The 21,652-nt window shown below is 47.7% G+C and carries 19 protein-coding genes; 10 read left to right on the top strand and 9 right to left on the bottom strand.

The features are described from left to right. The first annotated feature begins 11 nt into the window (after positions 1–11). The 4 genes from JIE71_RS05045 to JIE71_RS05030 all read left to right on the top strand — a co-directional run bounded on the left by JIE71_RS05045 (position 12) and on the right by JIE71_RS05030 (position 3,240). Positions 12–1,715, top strand: coding sequence for a SulP family inorganic anion transporter (locus JIE71_RS05045; RefSeq protein ID WP_199507645.1), 1,704 nt, complete (start codon positions 12–14; stop codon positions 1,713–1,715). A 109-nt stretch (positions 1,716–1,824) separates the two neighbouring features. Continuing rightward, the gene (locus JIE71_RS05040; protein WP_199507644.1) at positions 1,825–2,151 is read left to right on the top strand and encodes a beta-lactamase hydrolase domain-containing protein; all 327 of its coding nucleotides are present in this window, start codon (positions 1,825–1,827) and stop codon (positions 2,149–2,151) included. A gap of 91 nt (positions 2,152–2,242) precedes the next feature. Next, the gene (locus JIE71_RS05035) at positions 2,243–2,575 is read left to right on the top strand and encodes a TIGR01244 family sulfur transferase (RefSeq protein WP_199507643.1); all 333 of its coding nucleotides are present in this window, start codon (positions 2,243–2,245) and stop codon (positions 2,573–2,575) included. Between the two features lie 227 nt (positions 2,576–2,802). Further along, positions 2,803–3,240: a hypothetical protein gene (locus tag JIE71_RS05030; protein ID WP_199507642.1), complete on the top strand. Its 438-nt coding sequence runs from the start codon at positions 2,803–2,805 to the stop codon at positions 3,238–3,240. Between the two features lie 199 nt (positions 3,241–3,439). Here the strand turns inward: JIE71_RS05030 and JIE71_RS05025 are convergent, their stop codons facing one another. Together JIE71_RS05025 and ahpF are read right to left on the bottom strand one after the other, a co-directional pair. Further along, a complete protein-coding gene (locus JIE71_RS05025) occupies positions 3,440–4,888 on the bottom strand; it encodes an alanine/glycine:cation symporter family protein (RefSeq protein WP_199507641.1) in 1,449 nt (482 codons plus the stop codon). 255 nt (positions 4,889–5,143) lie between these two features. Continuing rightward, complete coding sequence (ahpF, locus tag JIE71_RS05020; protein ID WP_199507640.1) at positions 5,144–6,721, bottom strand: alkyl hydroperoxide reductase subunit F; 1,578 nt, start codon at positions 6,719–6,721, stop codon at positions 5,144–5,146. Positions 6,722–7,150: 429 nt separating this feature from the next. On the opposite strand from ahpF, the gene JIE71_RS05015 reads away from it, so the two are divergent. Next, positions 7,151–7,399 carry a YdcH family protein gene (locus tag JIE71_RS05015; protein WP_199507639.1) on the top strand — a complete coding sequence of 83 codons (249 nt, stop codon included), beginning with the start codon at positions 7,151–7,153 and terminating at the stop codon, positions 7,397–7,399. Between the two features lie 175 nt (positions 7,400–7,574). Here the strand turns inward: JIE71_RS05015 and ahpC are convergent, their stop codons facing one another. After that, a complete protein-coding gene (ahpC, locus tag JIE71_RS05010) occupies positions 7,575–8,141 on the bottom strand; it encodes an alkyl hydroperoxide reductase subunit C (protein ID WP_199507638.1) in 567 nt (188 codons plus the stop codon). Between the two features lie 186 nt (positions 8,142–8,327). Here ahpC and JIE71_RS05005 point away from each other — a divergent pair, with 186 nt between their 5' ends. Then, positions 8,328–9,236 (top strand): hydrogen peroxide-inducible genes activator, encoded by a 909-nt coding sequence (locus JIE71_RS05005; RefSeq protein WP_199507637.1) that lies wholly within the window; start codon positions 8,328–8,330, stop codon positions 9,234–9,236. 69 nt (positions 9,237–9,305) lie between these two features. Here JIE71_RS05005 and JIE71_RS05000 read toward each other — a convergent pair whose 3' ends face one another. The 6 genes from JIE71_RS05000 to JIE71_RS04975 all read right to left on the bottom strand — a co-directional run bounded on the left by JIE71_RS05000 (position 9,306) and on the right by JIE71_RS04975 (position 17,108). After that, on the bottom strand, positions 9,306–9,932 hold the full coding sequence (locus JIE71_RS05000; RefSeq protein WP_199507636.1) for a M48 family metallopeptidase: 627 nt from the start codon (positions 9,930–9,932) through the stop codon (positions 9,306–9,308). Between the two features lie 43 nt (positions 9,933–9,975). After that, positions 9,976–11,391 carry a DUF1513 domain-containing protein gene (locus JIE71_RS04995; RefSeq protein ID WP_199507635.1) on the bottom strand — a complete coding sequence of 472 codons (1,416 nt, stop codon included), beginning with the start codon at positions 11,389–11,391 and terminating at the stop codon, positions 9,976–9,978. A gap of 2 nt (positions 11,392–11,393) precedes the next feature. Then, positions 11,394–12,536 carry an imelysin family protein gene (locus JIE71_RS04990; protein WP_199507634.1) on the bottom strand — a complete coding sequence of 381 codons (1,143 nt, stop codon included), beginning with the start codon at positions 12,534–12,536 and terminating at the stop codon, positions 11,394–11,396. Between the two features lie 318 nt (positions 12,537–12,854). Continuing rightward, entirely contained in the window at positions 12,855–14,522 is a 1,668-nt protein-coding gene (locus tag JIE71_RS04985) for a di-heme oxidoredictase family protein (RefSeq protein ID WP_199507633.1), read from the bottom strand. 161 nt (positions 14,523–14,683) lie between these two features. Then, a complete protein-coding gene (locus tag JIE71_RS04980) occupies positions 14,684–16,135 on the bottom strand; it encodes an imelysin family protein (RefSeq protein ID WP_416232010.1) in 1,452 nt (483 codons plus the stop codon). Positions 16,136–16,451: 316 nt separating this feature from the next. Next, complete coding sequence (locus tag JIE71_RS04975) at positions 16,452–17,108, bottom strand: OmpA family protein (protein WP_199507631.1); 657 nt, start codon at positions 17,106–17,108, stop codon at positions 16,452–16,454. Positions 17,109–17,470: 362 nt separating this feature from the next. On the opposite strand from JIE71_RS04975, the gene JIE71_RS04970 reads away from it, so the two are divergent. The 4 genes from JIE71_RS04970 to minD all read left to right on the top strand — a co-directional run bounded on the left by JIE71_RS04970 (position 17,471) and on the right by minD (position 21,652). Next, positions 17,471–18,433, top strand: a complete 963-nt coding sequence (locus tag JIE71_RS04970) for an acyltransferase (protein ID WP_199507630.1) — start codon at positions 17,471–17,473, stop codon at positions 18,431–18,433. A 57-nt stretch (positions 18,434–18,490) separates the two neighbouring features. Further along, positions 18,491–19,564: a hypothetical protein gene (locus JIE71_RS04965; RefSeq protein ID WP_199507629.1), complete on the top strand. Its 1,074-nt coding sequence runs from the start codon at positions 18,491–18,493 to the stop codon at positions 19,562–19,564. Positions 19,565–19,763: 199 nt separating this feature from the next. Continuing rightward, positions 19,764–20,537, top strand: coding sequence for a septum site-determining protein MinC (minC, locus tag JIE71_RS04960; RefSeq protein ID WP_199507628.1), 774 nt, complete (start codon positions 19,764–19,766; stop codon positions 20,535–20,537). 302 nt (positions 20,538–20,839) lie between these two features. Further along, positions 20,840–21,652: a septum site-determining protein MinD gene (minD, locus tag JIE71_RS04955; RefSeq protein ID WP_199507627.1), complete on the top strand. Its 813-nt coding sequence runs from the start codon at positions 20,840–20,842 to the stop codon at positions 21,650–21,652.

Raw genomic sequence — 21,652 nt, 5'->3', positions numbered from 1 at the left:
GCGGGGTACACATGCAAACCATGCTTGACTGGCTGCCCACATGGATACGCCACTATTCGCTCAAGTCTTTGCCGACCGATGTGGTGGCAGGGGTTGTGGTGGGGATTTTGGTCATTCCGCAGAGTCTTGGCTATGCGGTGCTGGCAGGCTTGCCGCCTGTGTATGGGCTGTATGCGGCGATTGTTCCTGTACTGGTATACGCGTGGCTTGGTTCAAGCAATGTGCAAGCGGTCGGACCTGTGGCAATTACCGCCATTATGACCGCGAGCAGCTTACACAGCTTTGCTGATGAGGGCAGTACACAATATGCACTGATGGCAAGTTTGCTGGCCGCGATGGTTGGTGCGCTCTTATTTATCGCGGGACGCTTGCGGCTAGGCTGGATTATGCAGTTTATCAGTCGCGGGGTGTCGGCAGGCTTTGTGAGTGGGGCGGCGGTCTTAATTTTTGTCAGTCAGATTAAATATGTGACGCACATTCCCATCTCAGGCGACAGTTTGATTGGTTATTTGACCAGTATGCAGCAGCATATAGCCGACTGGCATTTATTGACGCTGATTATCGGCGGGCTGTCTTTTCTTTTATTGATCATCAACCGCTATGGGTCGCAGTGGGTATGGCGTCCGCTATTGCCTGCGGCGGCGGCAAAGTGGGCGGAGCGCTTATTTCCTTTGGTCTTATTAGTCATTGCCACCGCGCTAAGTATGTCGCTGGATTGGTCACAGGCAGGCGTATCTGTCATTGGCGCGATTCCTAAGGGTTTGCCTGCCTTTACTGTGCCGTATTTGCCTGATTTTCATGATGTGCTGGTGCTGCTACCAAGCGCGGGGTTGATGGCGCTGATTGTTTTTGTTTCCAGCAGTTCGGTTGCCAGCACGTATGCGCGCCTGCGTAACGAGCCATTTGATGCCAACCGCGAGCTGACAGGCTTGGGGCTGGCAAATATTGCAGGCGGACTGTTTCAAAGCTTTGCGGTCGCGGGCGGCTTTTCGCGTACCGCAATCAATGTCGACTCGGGCGCAAGAACGCCGCTTGCCAGCGTTGTTACTGTGCTGGTGATGATTGGGGCGCTGATTGCCTTTGGCCAACTGCTCGCGCCCCTGCCCTATGCGCTGCTTGGCGCGACCATCATGGCGTCGATTATCGGGCTGATTGATATAGCAACGCTGCGCTCAGCATGGCAACGTGACCGCTTGGATGCGGCAAGTTTTTTGGCGGCGTTTATTGGCGTGCTGGCTTTCGGGCTAAATACAGGACTCGTCATCGGGCTGATGGTGTCCTTTGCCAGTCTGATTTGGCAATCGAGTCATCCGCACGTGGCTATCGTTGGCGAGCTGTCGGGCACGGGGCATTTTCGCAATATTCATCGCCATAGCGTGCGTACCTTTGAGCATATGATTTTATTACGCGTCGATGAGAGCTTGTTTTTTGGTAATAGCGAATCGGTACATCGGCACATTGTCGATGCCATGCATGCCTATCCTAAGGCGACGGAAATTGTGCTGATTATGGCAGCAGTCAACCATATTGATTTGACCGCGCAAGAGATGCTGATTAAGCTCAATCAAGAACTGATAGCGCAAGGCAAGCGTCTGCATTTTAGCTTTATTAAAGGCCCTGTGATGGACGTTATTGGTGATACACCCATTATCACTGAACTGTCAGGACATGTGTATTTAAGCACGGTCGATGCCGTGCATACGTTAAGCAAATAGCACGAAGAAACATAACCTTTAGATTTTTACTATATTCCTTTATGGCAATACACGCGTAACCTTTATTCTGTTATTATATTCCTTTATAGCAATATTATGATGATGCGTTATGAATGATGATATTACCCTTTACCGACAGATTTACCCACGTCAGTGCGCCCCACTAAAGGCGCTTGGGTATCAAAGCATAATGAATGTGCGCCCTGATAATGAGACGCCTGAGCAGCCGAGTAGCGCACAAATCGCCGATGCAGCCAAAGAGGCAGGACTGCACTACTATCATCTGCCTGTGGTGCACCAAAGTATCAGTAAAGCGGCGGTACAGCAGTTCGCCGATTATTATAAGGCCGCGCCCAAGCCGATATTTATGTGCTGCGCGACTGGCGCACGTGCCAAAAAGCTGTATCAAATCGCCTGCGTACAAGGGCTATTGTAAAGCGCGTATACGTGCTACTGTAACGCCAGTATTGAGCGGCGCAGCCTGTGCTGCCTATACCCAAAATAGTTATCATAATAAGGAACCTACCATGAGCCACAATATCCATATCACAGGACAAATCAGCCCAGAGCAAGTACCGATGATTGCCGAAAATGGCTTCAAAACCATCATCAACAACCGTCCTGATGGCGAATCACCCGACCAGCCGACCAGCGCTGAGATTGCGGCGGCATGTGAAGAAGCAGGTATTGCTTATAAAGAGATTTCGTTCTCAGGTAATGGCTTGACGCAACAGCATGTTGAAGACTTTGCCGATTATTTTAATCAAGCCGAGCAGCCAATGCTGATTTTTTGCCGTACGGGCAACCGCTCAACAGGTATTTATGAAGCAGCAAAACAGATGGATTTGTTAGACGACTAATAAGTGCTTTTGTGCGTGTCCATAATCGTCGCATACCTTAATCAGCTGCGCCCTTCCAAAATTTGGATGGGCGTTTTTTTGTCAGCCCTATCATAAAGTTTCATTCAAGATTTATGATAAGGTCTGTGTTTAAACCTTTCATGCAATGAAAGTCAATAATCATTCTAATTCTTCGCTCGGTTGACTGATATGAAGGGCGCACAATATATTCTATAAGGCTGATGATAATGAAATATATCAAACAGATTAAAAGACCTGATGGTATCCGTTATTGGGACTTATCGTACTACTACGACGAAATCGTGCCCGAGTTACTTAAACGCAGAGAAGACTTGGGCGACTTATTATCAAGTGATTTAAACGGCATAGCTAATAGAGAGAAGACGCTCAACAGTGGTGTAATCAAGACGATTTGTTATGATTTGGAAAATGATAAAGTATCATTGACGATTGATCAAAGACAAGGCAAAGAATCAATAGAAATTATCTATTCTGGTATCGTAAATTTCAATATTAATTGTTGTATATTACCAATCACCATCATGGCACATGAAATAGACGTTACTCCTGATAATGATGTCGTACACTCATTATTCTTATTGGGCGACACCGCAATGGATTTTAAATGTAAAAACATAGCGCTGACCTATAAGCCTATTGAGTAAGTCACCGTTCAGGCTCTAAGTAAATGCTTTGAAAAATATGGTGCAAAACACGCATCATCCCAGAAGATGAAGCGGGTGAAATACTTTGCCTATCGGGCGTTTTGGCAAGGCACCAGTATTTGGCATAAAAAAACTATTTGCCATAAAAAAACCACTTTAGCTGAGCCAAAGTGGTTTTTTAAAATAAAGCAAAGAACGGTTACTGCTTTTGTTCTAGCGCTTCTTGTACAGCTTTTTTACCCCATGCACTTAAGTCAAGATCCAGCTTTTCGTACTCTTGCGCGTCAAATAACGGCTCTTTGATACCTGCCTTTAACTGACTTGCAAAGTCGTCAAGTAGACGCTTGGCACGTGGGAACAGCATGATGAGTGCCAATAAGTTTGCTAGCGCCAATACGCCCATGAGTGGATCTGCGAAGAAGAACACCGCGGTCGCTGCGGGTGCCACTGCGCCCAAGAACAAGATAGCAATCACGACAATACGTAGTACCAAGGTTGCCATTTTGACGTTCTTTTTGACCAAGAAGTTAATGGCGTTTTCACCCATGTAGTAGTTGTACATGATTGAGCTTAATGCAAACAACAACAGCGAGATGGTCAATACATATTGCGACCAATCACCAAGCTGGGCGGTCAGCGCTTGCTGCGCGAGTACAATACCGTCAACCTCTGCACCTGGCTGATACACGCCGCTTAAAAGCACCATAAAGGCGGTCGCACTACAGACCAAAATAGTATCGATAAATACTGATAACGATTGCGAGATGCCTTGACTGACTGGGTGCGTGGCATAAGCGGTAGCCGCAACGTTCGGCGCTGAACCTAGACCGGCTTCGTTTGAGAACAGACCACGTTTCATACCTTGCTCAATCGCCACACCGATACCGCCACCGACGACAGACTCAATACCAAAGGCATTTTTGAAAATCAGTGCCATCAAGGCAGGCAGTTCTGTGATGTTTAACACAATGACAATGACTGCCATGCCAAGGTAGATCAGTGCCATGATAGGAATAATAACGTCAGCTGCTTTAGCAATACGCTGAATGCCACCAAAGACAATAAAGCCACCTGCAATTGCCAGTACCACACCCGATATCCAGCGATCAATACCAAAGCTTTCTAAGGCAGAGCCCGCTACCGTGTTGCCTTGGAAGGCCACGAAGCCAATAGAGAAAGACAGCAGTAAAGAGACGGCATAAATAACCGCCAGCCAGCGATAATCTTTACCCAAACCATGCAAGATATAACTTGCAGGGCCACCACGGAAGTTGCGGTCAGCATCTCGGCGTTTGTACAGCTGAGCCAAGCTACACTCTACAATACTGGTCATCATACCAATAAGGGCGACTGCCCACATCCAAAACACCGCGCCAGGACCACCTAACGAAATAGCAACCGCTACACCAGCGATGTTACCGCCGCCGACACGTCCACCGATCGAGACAAGCAACGCCTGACGGGCAGAAATACCATCTTCGCCCACTTCGTCGGTTTTGAACACACGGAACATGCGCTTAAAATAGGTAAACTGAGCAAACCTACCCACGATGGTGAACAGCAACCCGAAAATAATCAGCATGGGCACGAGCGCCCAGCCCCACGTTAAATCGCCAACTAAGGCGAAAAAGTTTTCAATATGTTCCATATTTAATTTCCTTATACGACATGGTATTACAATAGGCTTTGCCGAGCGCATTATCACATTATCAAGATAAATTTGTAACGAAAATGCAGGTTTTGTAACATAAATGATGACTTTTTTTTGAAAAAATTGCTGTACTTATCAACTTAAGTAAATTTTTTTAATTTTAAAATGCAGCTTTATGACCTTTGCGAATATGGTACGCATAAAAAAAGCCACCTCAATAGAGATGGCTTCTTTGTCAACACAGTCTACAATTTATTGCATAACCAAATATTCAAAGGCAGACAGCGCCGCTTTACTGCCTTCGCCCATAGCGATGTTAATTTGCTTGAAGGGTACGGTAGTCACGTCACCACAGGCAAAGATACCTTTACGATCAGTGCGGCAGCGCTCATCAATTTCAATCTCGCCAAAGCGATTCACATCGACGAAGCCTTTAATAAACTCAGTGTTGGGTACCAGACCAATCTGTACAAACACAGCGGATAAATCCAGCGTTTTTGTCTCACCTGTCACGCGGTCTTGGTAGACAATCGCGCTCACTTTACCATCAGTCGCTTTGATTTCTTGGGTTGCAGCATTGGTAATGATATCGATATTGGCTTTACTTTTCGCTTTGTTAATCAGCACTTGGTCAGCTTTTAGGCTATCGGCAAATTCAAAGACCGTCACATGCTTGACGATACCCGCCAAATCAAGCGCCGCTTCGATACCTGAGTTACCACCACCAATCACCGACACGTCTTTTCCTTTAAAGAATGGACCGTCGCAGTGCGGGCAGTATGCCACGCCTTGACCGATATTCTCCTCTTCGCCTGGCACACCAAGCTTACGCCATTTTGCCCCTGTGGCCAGGATGATGCTGCGTGTGGTAAAGGCTTCGCCTGTATTTAGGTGAATGCGGTAGTTTTCGTCTTCGGTTTCGCTGATTTCTTTAACCGTCACGTGCTGCTTAATGGTGATGTCGTACTCTGCCAAGTGCTTTTCAAAATCGCTTGATAAGTGACTGCCAGTAGTTAGCGGCACAGAGATCAGGTTTTCAATATCTTGCGTGTCTTTGACTTGTCCGCCGATACGGTCAGCGACCATCGTCACTTTCAGCCCTTTACGTGCCGTATAAATCGCCGCTGCCACACCCGCAGGCCCCGCACCGATGACGGTCACGTCTTGCTGCTCTAGCGCTGGGCTGTCTTCGCTCGGCGCGGACAATAAGTCTGGATACTGATCTTGCAGTTTTTCAATCAGCTTTGCGGTATCAATTTTACCATTGGCAAAGGGCTTGCCATTTAAAAATACCGCAGGTACGCCTTGGATATTGTTGGCCTCAACTTGCTCTTGGAACAGACCACCATCAATCATCTCGTTGCTGATATGGTCATTTAATAGGGCAAATTGGTTCAGCGCCTGCACGACTTCTGGGCAGTTGTGGCATGACAAAGAAACATAGGTCTGAAAGTTCAGCGGTTGACCAATACGCTTGATGATGCTTTGGATACCTTCGTCCAGTTTGAGGGTGTGGCCACCCGCCTGCAAAATTGCCAAAATCAGCGAGGTAAATTCGTGCCCACCTGGAATACCGCTAAAGATGATACCTGTATTGCGTGCGTCGCCATGCTCTAAGCTCTGTACGCTAAAGCTGATGGGGCTTGGCAAACTGTCATCACTTTGTGCAGGGTCAAAGACAATCTTGTCAGTTGCGCTGGCTACTTTTTCTAAAAAGTCGATAAGCTCAGCACGTTTTTGATGCTCGCCTGCGCCGAGTACAAAGGCAACATTGTGGCGCATGTTTTCGCTATAGCTGGTAATGGCGTCGATTAAACTCTTATCTATCATGATGTGTCCTCTTATTATATGCTTTGTTACGTGCGTATCATTAGCCCGTCTGTCTGTATGAAATGGTTAAGCATGCTTTAGCATCGTTTACTCAAAAAAAAGAGGCCAAAGCGGCTGTTGATGTGTCTATTATCAAGGTATCGCCTACAACTGACAAGCTGAGAAACTCAATCACTACGTTTTATAAAACTTATTATTGACAGACATATATTTTAAATTATTAATAAATAGCCATAAAATAAACTTGGCAGGTGTGCATTGTTTTCGCTACAATCGAGAATAGGTTGCAAATAGAACAGGCGAAATAATGCTCCTTTTTTGTCCTTATGCAGCCTTATACCTTATTGATAAATAAGGACAAGCAGGCTATCAACACCGAATGCGCCAAGGCGGTTCGACCACATTGGTGCCACATACAAGGATGAGTTTATGATAAAGACCGACACATGGCTTGAGAATCGCGACATCATCAAAGAGCTGCAACAAACCGACGCCCATTTTGCTGAAATATTTGAAGCGCACTGTCAGCTGGATAAGAAAATCAACCGTCTGGAACAAGACGTCATCAAGCACAGCAGCCGAGATGAAGAGATTGAGCAGATGAAACGGCAAAAACTGCATCTAAAAGATGAAATTTACCAAATCATTCAAAAGAATAAAGCCCAAACCGCCACGTAACCGCACGCATATTTTTATCTTGTTATACCCCCTTTTTATTCAATACCTTTTACTACCCTCTCAATGATAGCCTACCTCTACCACGAAAAAGCCCCCATCTTTTTGACGGGGGCTTTTTGTGCTAAGCGCTCAGTTTTTACCCTAAGCGATAGACTGTATAAAATAAAGCGGTTGCTTAGATTTTACCAACAAGGTCAAGGCTTGGCTTCAAGGTCGCTGAACCTTCTTCCCATGCTGCTGGGCAAACTTCGCCGTCGTTTTCACGCACGTACTGAGCCGCTTTTACTTTGCGAACCATATCTTTTGCGCTACGGCCGATGCCTAGGTCATGAATTTCTGCAACTTTGATCAGACCGTCTGGGTCAACCAAGAAGGTGCCGCGTAGGGCTGCGTTGTCTTCTTCAATCATGATGTTAAAGCCACGGGTGATTTTGCCAGTACCGTCGCCCAGCATTGGGAACTGTACTTTACCGATAGCATCTGAAGAATCGTGCCATGCTTTGTGTACAAAATGCGTGTCGGTAGATACTGCGTATACTTCTACGCCCAAGCCTTTTAGCTCTTCGTAATGGTTTGCCATGTCTTCAAGTTCAGTTGGGCACACAAACGTAAAGTCATGTGGGTAGAACATAAAGATTGCCCAGTTGCCTTTTACGTCATCTGAAGTAACGGTTTTAAACTCACCATTTACAAATGCTTGTGTTGAAAATTCTGGGATTTCTTGATTGATAATAGCTGCCATGTTGGCTCCTTTTTTTGTGTGTTTTGTAGAATAGATGATGGTGGTCTTAAGCTTTTGCCTTGACCCCGTCGACTTACTCGACCTACTATACGTGAATCAGACAATTTATCCAGTTAAAACTTTTTATCCTGATGTTTTGTTTTATTAATGTTGTTAGACTATTCTATCTACTATAAGCGAGTCGTTATGATTACTCTGCGTCAACTTGAATTTGCCTTAGCCGTTGCCAAGCACCGTCATTTTAAACGCGCTGCTGAAGACTGCAATATCTCTCAATCTGCTTTGAGCTTGGGCATCGCTGAGCTAGAAAAACAGCTAGATACACAGATTTTTGAACGTAATAACAAACAAGTCTTAATCACCCCAATCGGCAAAGAAATCTTGAACCGTGCTGAGCGTGTGTTTGCTGAGATTCACGATCTGACCGCACGCGCACACAGCCATCAGACGCCGCTTGCCTACCCGATGACCGTGGGTATTATCCCAACCATCGCACCCTACTTATTACCTAAAGTCTTGCCAAGTTTGCGCAAGCAATATCCCAATTTTCGCATGACCATCATCGAGCAGCAGACTGAGCGTTTGCTCGAAAAGGTGCGCTACGGGCATATTGATACTGCCATTATTGCGCTGCCGTATGCGGTCGATGGCTTGCATACGTTTGAGTTTTGGGCGGAGGACTTTTTTGCGGTCTTTCCGCAAGATGACAGCCATGCCAAGCTCGACACCATTGACGCGGACACCCTAGCAACCGCCAATTTAATGCTGCTTGGCGAAGGGCACTGCCTAACCGATCAAGCGCTGTCGGTGTGTCAATATGAGCGTGCTGATATGAAATCGAGCTTTTCTAACGCCAGTCTAAATACCTTGATTCAGATGGCGCTGACCAATATGGGCACGACTCTTGTGCCAGAGATGGCGCTAGATCAGCTGCATTTGCAAGACCAAGGCGCGGTGGCAATCCCACTTGATGAAGCAGGGCCGCATCGCCGCATTGCCTTTGTCACTCGCTTAAATTATGCACGCGTGGACGATGTCAATCTGCTCGGTAATTTGTTTAAAAAAGCTTTAACTCTTGATGCAACGAAAGAATAGAGCAAACCTAACGGTCAGCAAACTGCAAACACCGTTGGGGATAGGCGACGATATGGGTATACCTTTTGGCTATGGTGTGCGACCTGCCAGCCTGTCATGCCAATACTGATAATCAGGCATGGCCTGCCGGAGTGTGCGCCAAAAGGCGGGACTGTGATTGGCATGGTGCAAATGGCACAGCTCATGAACAATCACATACTCTGTGCATTCAATCGGATACGCGGGCAAGTATACGGACAGCCAGACCCGCCGTGCGCGCGTGTTACAGCTGCCCCAGCGGGTATGCATTTTCTTAATACGCACTTCATTGGCGGTTGCCCCTACAATGGGTTGCCACTTGACAAACAGCTCGGGAATGACGGTCTGTAACTGATTACGGTAGTAGCGTAGTTTGGCGGTATCGTTCAGCGCAAAAGGCTGCTCTTGTCCCCACAACACCGTCATCGATGAGGAAAGCTGCTGCGATTGCTGCTGCATCACTACTTGCGGGTGATGTGTCAGCGCCCACGCGACACGCTGGCTGATGGCGTGTGCCATTTGCGACATCGACAATCTATGCGGCACAGAGCATTGCAAACGATAGGGCTTTAGGCGAAAGTTAATATTCTTGACAGACTTTTTTTGGATATCCAGTGTGATGCCTGCACCCAGCAGCTGAGCACGCACGGCGTCCAACTGTACGGTTGCGTCATTCACTGTCTATCTCCTAATTACCCATCACTCATTTCATAGTGCAAGGCTATAGCGCTTGTAAATGATTGTCAAAAGACATGCGGTGATGCACATGCTGCACCTCTAGGTGATAGCGCGTATTGCCTTTACTGTCTGTATCGCTATTCGCGTCTTTGTCTTTAACGTCATTTTCTATCACCGCAATATGCGTCAGTTGTCCTTGGCCGTCACTGACAATAAAGCCCGCTTCATCCGCCAGTGCGTGTACCGCCGCGCCCGCACAATCGGGCAGTTTGACACTGTCAATCAAGGTATGCGTCGCCACATCAAACACCGCCGCACAACCGCCGATGGGTGTGGTTACACACAATAAATCCCGCGCACTGTCCACCGCCACACTGGCAATATACTGGTGAAAGCGCTGCCAGGCGCCATTGGGCATTTGCATGGCCGTTAAGCTCGGCTCGCCGCGCTGATGCGTGAGTACCAGCGGTACGTTCAAATGTCGCTCGCCTTGAAACTGCACGCCAATCATCACGCGACCATCATCATGCACGTCTAAATGGCGAATGCTCATCTGAGTGTGCTCGGGCGTGACCTCTTCGAGCAAGCGCCCATCGTAGCGGTTTAGGTAGGCAAGCGTTGGGCGCATGCTGTCGAGGTTCAACTCCTTACGTGAAGCTTGCTCGGTTTTGATGCCACCATTAGCAATAATGAGCGTCTCGCCATCAGGGTGCATGACCAGCTCATGTGGCCCGATACCGTAGGCGTCAAATTCTTTGATTTTTTGATAACCATGTTGCGCATCATACACGCCGATTTTACCCGTTAACTCGACCGTATCGTTTTCACTGACGTACAGCAGCAGACCATCTAGACTGTAGCACGCATGCCCATAAAAGTGCCGATGTATCGGTGCGGTAATTGCGTGCTTTAGTTGACCGTGATTACTCCCAAGCACCCAAAAACGCTCGCTCGGTCGCCGACCCATGACCACTACATCCCGCGTGGCAGTATCCGCGCTCGGCTGTACCACGATGTCGTGCACGCGCTCGGGCATGGTGGTCTGCCACACCAGTTGGCGCTCAGCATCAATACCGACCACACCATAGCCCGCTTCTGTACTATCAGAGGCATTGTCTGCGAGATGCTGATACGGCATCGAGGCGACGCCACTGACCCAACACACCGTACGCGGTAGCTGCTGGGTCTGATAGCGGATACCATCTTGATAGATACTGCTGCTGGTAATTGAGTGATATTGGTGCTGCATATCGGGCATTTGCGTCCGTGTAAGCTCGGTCAGTCGTTGACGTACGCCGTCAGTATAGTCACGCAATGTGGCCTCAGGGTGCTGCTGCTTGCGATACCAATGGTGCGCGCCGACGATAGCCGCTGTGCCGCATAGCGTGCCAGCAATGCCCTTTAGCCCCTCGTACCACCAAGGCTGCGCGGTAGCGGATGGTTTGGATAAGCGGGTCATGATTAATCGCCGTCAGTACTGTTAAAGCCCACGCGAATGCCGAGCGCAGGTATCAGCTGGTGCTTAATAATTTGTGTGATGTGGGTCAGATGCTCGTGCAGCTTGGTTTGCTGTGCTTTATCCGCCGTCGTGATATCCTCAGGCATTTGCGCAAGTAGACTGCTGGTCTCAGCGAGCGCGGTCGATAACTCATTACCGACTTGGCTATTGCTGCTGCTCAGCATGGCGGTCAATACAGGGTCAGTCAAGGCCGTGTTTAACGCAGCGACTTTGGCATTAATGATGGCACGGCTTTCACCCGCTGTTGCAGCTGGCACGTGCCCTTTGGCTTTGCTTGTTAAGCCAAGCGGCTGCTCAATGGCATTGGACTTCATGGTCTCAACCAAAGACAGCAAGGAGTTCATCCATTGGTTTAAGCCTTTGTCATTGTCTTGAGTTTCATCAATCGCCAACAGTGTCGCGGCGTTTTGTTGCCAGTTGTCAGTGATGCTTTGTAAACGCGTTTGTAAAGCTTGACTTGCACTCAACACATACGCGCACTGCCCAGCATCTAAGCTGTCATTAGCATATAGCGCCTCTTCCAATCCTGGCACGCCTTGGACGATGGCGCTTTCATTGGCGAGTGCATCGGCAGTTAGCTTTGGATTGGCACGGATCAGCTCGGACACGCCGCTGTGTACGAGACCGCGCTCATCAGGATAATAATTGATGTACAGATTGCTCATGCTCTCGGTCGCTGGACCAAAATGAATCATTTCTGCATTTGCCCACGCTTGCGCCAGTACCAGCCACTGCGCGCGCAGTGCGTCTAGCCCCTCTCCTGAGACAGGCGCATTTTGGCAATGCTTTTGTGCTAATGTATTCAACATTTCGCTTTCTTTAACCGCGTCCGCATACGCAGGTATCACTAGATCATTGGCGACGTGCTTTAGATATGCCGCCTCAGCTTCAGGACTGATGTCCGCCGCTGGAATGGTTGGCTGGCTGTCAGCGGCTGCGCTCGTATCGGTTTGGGCATCGACTTTTTGGCTATCGGCTTGGGCATCTGCATTCGCCGTTTGTTTTTCAGCGGGCTTGGCACAGCTGATTAACAAGCCTGCACTAAGCGCGGAGAGAGCCATCATCAGGACATGATTTTTTTTCATAATCTTCTCGGTGGTGAGTTCAGCATAATGTGCTGATAGGTATTTATATCGAGCGCGTTTTTGGCATTGACGCTTTCAGTAGAACTGCTGGACATAGCGCAGATTGGGTCAGTGCGCTTGTTTTCACAAATTCTTTAGGGCGTGTCTTCATTTTAAAAATGGTGATAAAAATGAGATAAACCGTCGTCAAACAAGGAAAAAATTGCAGAGAATATAGACATATTCACAAAATTTTTGACGATGTTTGGCAAGATTTAGCCGTTTTTAGCCCATTTAGTCACAGACGTTTGAATTGAAGACACGCCCTAATACATTTATTTATAAAGACTGCAAAAAGGCGCTTAACTCTGCGCGGCCTTGCTTATCTAACTGTAAAACTTTTTCTTGGTGTGTTTTGGCTTCGCCGCCATGCCACAGCACCGCTTCCATCGGTGTGCGAGCGCGACCATCGTGCAAGAAAGTGGCTTGCTCATCGACCGTTTTTGCCAAGCCAATACCCCACAACGCAGGTGTGCGCCAATCATACGAAGTCGCTAGAAACTCAACTTGCGCGCTTTTATCAGGCAGCGTGCCTGCAACCGTACGATCAGCCAAGTCCTCACCCATATTGTGCAGCAGCAAGTCGGTATAAGGATAAATCACCTGCCCATGCTGTTCAAGGCGGTCATCATTAGTAGTTGGCAACTGATAACGTGGGGTGTGACAGCTCTGACAACCTATATCATAAAAACGCTTTTTGCCCGCCAAGACTTGCGAGTCATTGGCGTTACGACGGTTGGGCACCGCAAGGTTGCGGGTATAAAATTCCACAAAGCGAGCAACCTCATCACTGACCTCGACACGCGGTTTGCCCTCGCCTTGCGCGTCTGCACCTGTCGGCGCGTTCAGACAAGCACTTTGCGCTTTAGTGCACGATTCATGCGGGCGGATGCTGGATGTTAAGCCCATGTCTTCATTAAAGGCGCTTTGGTTTTGGGTTAACAGACGCGTCTGCCCAGCTTTCCAGCCAAAGCGTCCAAGCGCATGTTCGCCTGTCTGGGGGTCCAACACCCAGTTATAGCGTCCGCGAATGCCGTCAGCGTCCTTATCATCACTGTCCGCTTGCTGCTTAATTTGTTCATCAGAGATTTGCTCCAGCAAACCCAAACCAATCATTGGTGGTGCCACACGTGGCGAGAGCATCAACGCATCATCAAGCGTGCCGTAGCCTGCGTCACTCAAGCGAAACGTCGGCTTACGCAGCGTCTCAACATAGCCATCAGCAAAGCGCATCGGCACCTCTTCCCATGTAACCTCAATACGCGCTTCGGCAGGCACACCTTCAATAGCGCGGTCTTGCAATTGTCCACCATAAATGGGGTGCGCGACTTTTTCTATCATAGAATTTTTGAGCTTTTCACGCTCATTGTCATTGCTTGCTGGCATCGCAAGGCGCATCAATAGACTGTCCGCGCTATCGGTCGCAGACATCGGCGCATGACCGCGTCCATCTTTAATATGACAGGATTGACACGCTGCGACATTAAATAATGGCCCAAGACCATCGCGGCTGTCGGTGCTGGCAGGCGCAATCACCCACGGCTGCTTAAAAAATGCATTACCAATAAAAAACTGCCCCTTGCGTGAGGCACTGATATTTGATGAAGGCTTAGAATAGCTCTCGCTGCTGGTAATGGTAATACCCGTGTCACCGCCTTGCTTAATCTCTTGCGGGTCAAAGCGTACCAACTGCTGCATCGACACACCTGCCAGCGACTCGATGGTCTCTGCTCGCGCCTCGCTGACACTTAATAGCTCGTTATCAGTTTTGCTGGTTTGGCTCGGCACATCATTGGTCGTCGATTCCGACTCATTCGCTGGTTGACAAGCGCTTACTAAGAGCGCAGATAAGGCGACGAGTACGTTTGCTCTGATAATACTCGACGCATACTTTGGCGTATGACGAAAAGTCGCAGCGTGAGAAAAAGCAGCCCATAATAGGTTCATAAAAATAACCTCAAGAATGGCAAAATATCAGCTATTAATCAGCAATGATAACAATGAAGATTGAAAATAAAAACAACCAAAAACGCCATCACCTATACGTGCGTCAGCAAGGCGCTGAGCACATAACAGATGATGGCGTCATAAAGTTAATGCCCAAGCCCTTAGAACTGCGAACCTGTATCGGCATCTAAATTATCAATACCAATCGCATTGGCGGCGTTTTCAATACCCGAGGTAAGGTTTTGTAGGCTGCTAATGGCCGCTTCCATATAGCCACGGCGTTTGTTTTGCTCTTCTGCCGAGACGCCAACCTTGTCTGCTTGCCCAACGGTTGCAATCATTTGATCGACTTTTACACCTTTTTCTTCACCTTGTACGACGATGGTATTAAACGCATCTTTAACTTGCTGGAAGTCAGCTGCCAACTTATCCGCTGCCTCCTTTTGTTCATTGTCTACCAAATACTGCTGAACCCCATAGCCGCCGACCGACTCGCCAGCGACCGTTTTATAGCTGCCTTCAAAGACGTTTTGAATACCGCGTGCATTGTTGGCATAGCTTAGGTGCGTCAGGTCACTAAAGCACTCATGCTCATCTTCTGTCGAGCCTGTAACGAACGCCACTTGCATACGCTCAGAGGCCAGCTCACCAAGCGCAAGGCTGCCCATTTGATACATGATTTGGCGAACGGCATTGTCATTTTTGCGTGCCAAAAAGTCACTGCGTAGCGTATCTGTGCTGTCAGTTCGCCACTGCGCTTCCATGGCTGTCAAATCATCCACCAACAGCTGTGCAGCGGCTTCTAAATATTCACCGCGGCGGGTACAGATACTGGCATCCTCATTGGTCATACTGCCACTGGTGCATTCGCCATCGCCTGTCTGATAGTCACTCACAGGACGCTTGCCCGCGCCTGCGTCTACCCCATTGGTGTCTTGACCCCATAATAAAAACTCAATGGCATGATAGCCTGTGGTCACATTGGCTTCGCTACCGCCGACTTCGTTCAACTCTGCAAGCAACTCAGGTGTGATACTGCTGGTGTCTTTTTTAACGCTACCAACACTGATGCTGTCGCTATTAATGATATTGTCTTTGCTATTGTACTCGCCTTGATAGTCATCACTGACATAGTCAATCAGCGCTTCATCCAGTGGCCATGCGTTTAACTGCCCTTCCCAGTCATCGATACTGGCAATAGCACGCTTGTCATTTTTGGTGACAAAACCTTGGTCAAAACGGAAAATCTCAGTTTGAGAGTACGGCACACGTGCTGTTTTGTACGCTGCTTTAGCCGCTTCTAAATTGGCTTCAGTTGGCGTCTCTACAAATGTATTAATCGCCGCTTTAAGCGCTTTTGCCGTATCAAGTGAATCACTATAAGCTGCATGTGCCATATCTGCATAACTCATAACCAGTCGGTCAATACTCGCCTGTTCTGTACCTGAAAGCTCGTCACTTGCTTGTGCTGGGCTGCTTTCTGTTTGCGTCGTCTGCTCTGTCGCCGCACTGTCATCGGTTTGTTTGGTACAACCGCTCATCAATAACACACTTGCCAAAGCCGCTGCTAAAGTCGTTGGAAGTAGCTTGCGAGTAGTCACTGTGGTTTTCATACGCATCCTTGGTAAAAGTTTTGGATAAATTTAGTAATAATTGCGTTACAAAATAGTGGCATAAATTATAAGGTTATTGATAACGATTATCAAATGTATTTTGAGCTATCAATGGCCTCTTTTTCTTACCTCTTATGCCCTGTCTTTACAATCTCGAGCACGTTTTTATTTTTATTAAATAACTACTAAAAATTTAAAAACGATGGACGAAAAAAAGGGCTGACTGTGCGTCAACCCTTGATTGGTTTCTGTCTATTCGATTGATTTTTTTTATTTTAAGTCAAAAAAACAGTCTAAGACTAAGCCTTACCGTCTATTAGTTAACGCTTTGTGGTGCGTTAATAGTTAGCTCAACACGGCGGTTTTGCTGACGGCCTGATTCAGTGTTGTTGCTTGCTACTGGACGAGACTCACCATAAGCAACAACTTGGATGCGACTAGAAGCAACACCACTCGCTGTTAGATAGTTGGCGACCGAGTAAGCACGTTGACGAGACAGATCCATGTTGTAGGTGGCATCGCCGCGGCTATCAGTATGACCTGCGATGGTCACTGTCGTTTGATTATATTGATTCATGGTTGAAGCCAACTTACTTAATGTTGGTTTAAACGATGAGTTTAAAGTCGCATCATCAAATGCAAATGTGATATTGCCTGGCATCACAAGGTCAATATCACCTGTGGTTGGATTTTGCTCGACGCTCACACCTGTGCCGCTCATTTGCTGCTCAAGCTGCTTTGCTTGACGCTCCATGTAATAGCCTACACCAGCGCCTAGAGCTGCACCGATAGCAGCGTCACGACCTGTCTTGTCACCACCAGTCGCTTTAGAAATGGTAGCACCACCAACAGCACCTGCGATAGTGCCGATAGCGGTCTTATTTAGACGCTGCTGCCCTGTATTTGGGTCAGTAGTACACCCTGTCAAAACCATACCAGAAGCAACTGCAGCAATCATAAGTTGGTTACGCATAAATTTCCCCTCAACAAATAATGTGTCCCTCAAGTGAAAATAGGATGACGGTAGATAAACCACCATTCCTATGTACCCTAAAGGTCATTTATTAAATTAATTCATTTGTAGTGCCTTGCACTTTCTTTATTATTATGGCGAGGAGAACCTATCTGTGTGTAATATTTTGTCACACCTATGTATGAAATGTGCATGACAGTTTGCCCATTTACAAGTAGTTCTGCTTTCAGCAGATACTATTCTCATTTTTGAATATGTTAACGGTCGTACACTCATATAGATTTCTGCTAGAATCGAACCTATAGTGCATTATTTTCACTCTGATTGCGCCAACCATCATTGCGGATACAAGGACATCACTCATGCAACTGGCATCTGTCATCAAAAAGCTACATCAGCGTAGCCCAAAACTGGGACAAGCTGTTTCATTGACCACGGCGACCAGCGTCATTGCTGCCAACAGTATCGTATGTAGCCTACCAATTTGGTTTACAGGTGGCATGAAAATGATTACAGGCGCAAAAATTGCTGATAAGGCGGTAATTGGTATTACCAACCATTGGATTGGGGTAAACAACAAACTGATTGATGAATTGGTACCACAAAAAGACTGGCGTATCGATTTACCTGATGATATCGACCCGAATGGCAAGTATCTTTTGGTCAGCAACCATCAGTCATGGGTAGATACCAGCATTATGCAATATATCAGTGAAGACCGTCTGCCTTTGACACGCTTTTTTACCAAGTTTGAGCTGATTTACATTCCGATTGTCGGGCAGACCTTTTACTTTTTAGATTTTCCAATGATGCGTCGTCATTCAAAAGAAGCCATCGCCAAAAACCCAGCACTACGTGGTAAAGATATTGAGGAAGCCAAACGCGCCTGTTCACTACTAAAAAACAAACCCTTTACCCTACTCAACTATCTTGAGGGCACAAGGTTTACACAAGCAAAACACGATGCGCAAAATGCTCCTTATAAGCATCTGTTAAAACCGCGTGCAGGCGGCTTTGCCTTGGCTTTACAGACGCTTGGCGAGGAGATTGATGGTATTCTTGATATGACCATTGTCTATCCTGAAGGTGTGCCAACCTATAGCGACTTGTGGAAAGGCAATGTCAAGCAGCTTGGCGTGCATATCCGTCATGTAGAGATGCCTGAAACCTTGTTTCATGACATTAAGGCTGGCGGCTATAATGAGGACGAAACCATAAAATCTGCGTTATTTGATTGGCTCGATGGCATTTGGCAAGACAAAGACAAGCGTATCGATAAGATGTTGGCAATGTTTGAAAACCCGCACAAAGACGGCGCTGAATAAATAGCAAACCACCACGCATCACGATTATATTACATCACGACTAAATAAGGTAAGCCTGTGTCCCAAACCCAAGCGCCCCCGATCACTGAGCAGCCGACCCAGCAGACAGTTACGCACGCGCCCAGCCCCCCGCCCAAGCCGCCCAGTCGCTTAAAGCTTGGCTATGATATTTTTATGCTGGTGGTCATTAGTATTGACTTACTATTCATCAGTCTCGATGCAGTGCTGATGAGTCAGTTTAGTGCCAATGCTGCTGAGTGGCTGAACATCACACAAAGTCTTGCTTGGTATCAAAACACACTGCATGAGCCATTACGCACAGCAGGCGGATTTTTTACCGTATTCTTGGTGGTGGAGCTGTTTGTTCGCTGGATGCTTGCCGTCTATCAGCGCACTTATTATCGCTGGTTCTTTTTTCCTTTTGTACACTGGTACGAGGTGCTGGGCTGTTTTCCGCAGCTGCGTATGCTCAGGCTGTTTCGTGTGGTGGTCATCGGGCGCAGGCTGTATCAGCTCGGCTATCAGGTCTTACCTCAGCTGTGGATTGAGCGCATCAAGTTTTATGGCGATATTTTGCTCGAAGAGCTGTCCGACCGCGTGGTCTTGACGATTATTGCCAACTTTCGCGGTGAGCTGACTGATCCCAAAGCACAGCAGTCGATTATTGATTCCGCCATCACGCGCAACCGCGAACAGATAGAGACTGGAATACTCTCGATGCTACGCCAAGAGCTGATTCCGCAGTTGCAGCAATTAAAAGGCAATCCCGCAACAGGCAATATCATCGCTACCGAGGTGGGCAATGCCATTGAAGACGGCTTAGCAAACACGCCTGAGCTGCGCCGCTATGTGCGTATGATACCAATTGCAGGCAGCTTGATTGAATCGCAAATGCTACAAATCGGGCACAACGTCGGTGAAAATGTAGCGAGTGCGATTGCTGAGCGTTTGCTTGAGACCGAGCGTTTGGATGCCTTAATGCAAAGCATCGCGCACGGTATTGCCAATATGGATACCCAAAACAGCGCACTTGAAACATTGATTGCTGCCTTGATAGCTGATAGCTTAAGCGGTCTTGAAGCACAGGTCAAAGTACAGCAATGGAAACACAAGGATATGCTGAATCTGTAACGCTGCCCGATAACGTAAAGCGCTTACTTAGCTAAGCGCATTTTGTCATATTTTATCCCATCTAGGGCTTGTGAAACCCGCCTGTCTCTTAGTACACTGCTGTGTATCTGTACGCCTGACCCTATAACAACAATGACACCATTCACGCTGACCGCTTGCGCTGCGATGGCAGCATCAGTATCTTTTAAGGACCCGCTTTATGACGATTTCAGATACCGACTCTAACGCCGCCACTCCTGCCATCAATTTTTATGGCAAAATGCTGACCTTTTCGCGCTTGCAGCTGCATACCGATGATATGGCAGCGTTAGAGGCACAGTTCGCGCAAACGCTAAGTAATAAAGAAAGCAATATCCCTGTGATTATCGACAGTAGTGTTGAGCAGGATTTGAGCGCGCTGGTTGATTTACTCTGGTCATGGGGACTCCAGCCTATCGGTGTAGTGACAGGTATCTTAGAAGAGCAAGCACGTGCACTACGTCTTGCCATCTTTCCTGCCGATGGTAAGCGTATTGAACGCATCGTCCCCAAAAAAGCCCCTATCGTTGAGCCGCAGACACAAGAGGCCGCGAGCACAGCGGCAGACACTACCCCTGCCCCACAGTTTGATGACGCGCTGGCCTCTGAAGGGCAAAACACCACTCTGATTTATGACCAAATGCTGCGCTCAGGACAGAGCCTCAATCATGTGGGCGGCGATTTGATTTTGACCAACAGTGTCAACAGCGGCGCAGAAGCCATCACTGATAATAGTTTGCACGTCTACGGCCGCGCGCAAGGTCGTCTCGTCGCAGGCGCAACGGGTGATAAAGATGCGCGTATCTTTTGTCACGTGTTCAATCCAACCCTCGTGTCTGTCGCAGGCACGTACTGCCTACGCGACAACTTGCCTGATGAGGTGATTGACCGCGCAGTACAAGTCCGATTTGTTGAGGGTGAAGGCTTGGTTTTTAGTATTATTGATGACGATTAATCGTTATTTTAAGCAGTTTATCAGCGCTGATGACTGAGTATTACTATTCATTTGACGCTCAGCATCAGCATAGCGTTACCTTTTGATTATTTCGCCGTGACTTGCTATAAATTTTTGTTTATTTATGCTAGGCTTACGGTCGCAGGTTGCGCTTATCCCCAAAGCTTTGAGTCGATTCGGTCATCCATACCCAATCCTCAAACTGCCACTGCACGGTGTGTTCAACACGTCTTTTTTGGCAAGGATAAGCCACCTAGTATTATTTATTCAGACATCTCATACATTCATAGGAGTGCGCCATTGTGGCAAAGATTGTTGTGATCACTTCGGGTAAAGGCGGTGTGGGCAAAACCACGACCAGCGCTTCTTTTGCTGCCGGCTTGGCGTTACGCGGAAACAAAACCGTTGTTATCGATTTCGATGTGGGTTTACGTAACCTTGATTTAATCATGGGCTGTGAAAACCGTATTGTTTACGATTTTGTAGACGTTATCAGCGGTAATGCCCGTCTGTCTCAAGCGCTCGTTAAAGACAAGCAGCTGGAAAACCTCTACATCCTACCTGCCAGTCAGACGCGTGACAAAGACGCGCTTACCGACGAAGGCGTGGCTGAGGTAATGGCCGAGCTCTCTAAGCAGTTTGACTATATTATCTGTGACTCGCCTGCAGGTATCGAGCGCGGCGCGCAGCTGGCCATGTATCATGCTGACGAAGCGATTATCGTCACCAACCCTGAAATTTCTTCAGTACGTGACTCAGATCGTATTATCGGTATTTTGCAAAGTCGCACTAAAAAGGTTGAAGAAAACCAAGGCTCAGTCCGTGAACATTTGGTCATCACTCGCTACAACCCAGAGCGCGCAGCAGCCAATGAGATGATGGATATCGACACCATCTCAAATGACATTCTAAAAGTGCCACTGCTTGGGGTTATTCCTGAAAACCACGCTGTCCTTGAAGCATCGAACCATGGTGAGCCTGTCATTCATTATACCGACTCTGTTGCGGGTCAATGCTATGATGATATTGTCGCCCGATTCTTAGGCGAAGAGCGCCCATTGCGTCATCTTGAGGTGAAGAAAAAGAGCTTCTTACAGCGCTGGTTTGGGGGTTAA

This window comes from Psychrobacter sp. bablab_jr014 (assembly GCF_016464015.1).
GTDB lineage: Bacteria > Pseudomonadota > Gammaproteobacteria > Pseudomonadales > Moraxellaceae > Psychrobacter.
Note: the sequence above shows the minus strand (reverse complement) of the source record. Positions and strands in the feature narration are given on the sequence as shown.

What these genes read in the sequence shown, in the direction of transcription:
- JIE71_RS04980 (WP_416232010.1), bottom strand. Translation starts at nt 16,135, where the DNA reads ATGAAAACCACAGTGACTACTCGCAAGCTACTTCCAACGACTTTAGCA.
- JIE71_RS05045 (WP_199507645.1), top strand. Translation starts at nt 12, where the DNA reads ATGCAAACCATGCTTGACTGGCTGCCCACATGGATACGCCACTATTCG.
- JIE71_RS04995 (WP_199507635.1), bottom strand. Translation starts at nt 11,391, where the DNA reads ATGACCCGCTTATCCAAACCATCCGCTACCGCGCAGCCTTGGTGGTAC.
- JIE71_RS05030 (WP_199507642.1), top strand. Translation starts at nt 2,803, where the DNA reads ATGAAATATATCAAACAGATTAAAAGACCTGATGGTATCCGTTATTGG.
- ahpF (WP_199507640.1), bottom strand. Translation starts at nt 6,721, where the DNA reads ATGATAGATAAGAGTTTAATCGACGCCATTACCAGCTATAGCGAAAAC.
- JIE71_RS05015 (WP_199507639.1), top strand. Translation starts at nt 7,151, where the DNA reads ATGATAAAGACCGACACATGGCTTGAGAATCGCGACATCATCAAAGAG.
- minC (WP_199507628.1), top strand. Translation starts at nt 19,764, where the DNA reads ATGACGATTTCAGATACCGACTCTAACGCCGCCACTCCTGCCATCAAT.
- JIE71_RS04970 (WP_199507630.1), top strand. Translation starts at nt 17,471, where the DNA reads ATGCAACTGGCATCTGTCATCAAAAAGCTACATCAGCGTAGCCCAAAA.
- JIE71_RS05035 (WP_199507643.1), top strand. Translation starts at nt 2,243, where the DNA reads ATGAGCCACAATATCCATATCACAGGACAAATCAGCCCAGAGCAAGTA.
- JIE71_RS04985 (WP_199507633.1), bottom strand. Translation starts at nt 14,522, where the DNA reads ATGAACCTATTATGGGCTGCTTTTTCTCACGCTGCGACTTTTCGTCAT.
- JIE71_RS05040 (WP_199507644.1), top strand. Translation starts at nt 1,825, where the DNA reads ATGAATGATGATATTACCCTTTACCGACAGATTTACCCACGTCAGTGC.
- JIE71_RS05025 (WP_199507641.1), bottom strand. Translation starts at nt 4,888, where the DNA reads ATGGAACATATTGAAAACTTTTTCGCCTTAGTTGGCGATTTAACGTGG.
- JIE71_RS04990 (WP_199507634.1), bottom strand. Translation starts at nt 12,536, where the DNA reads ATGAAAAAAAATCATGTCCTGATGATGGCTCTCTCCGCGCTTAGTGCA.
- ahpC (WP_199507638.1), bottom strand. Translation starts at nt 8,141, where the DNA reads ATGGCAGCTATTATCAATCAAGAAATCCCAGAATTTTCAACACAAGCA.
- JIE71_RS04975 (WP_199507631.1), bottom strand. Translation starts at nt 17,108, where the DNA reads ATGCGTAACCAACTTATGATTGCTGCAGTTGCTTCTGGTATGGTTTTG.
- JIE71_RS05005 (WP_199507637.1), top strand. Translation starts at nt 8,328, where the DNA reads ATGATTACTCTGCGTCAACTTGAATTTGCCTTAGCCGTTGCCAAGCAC.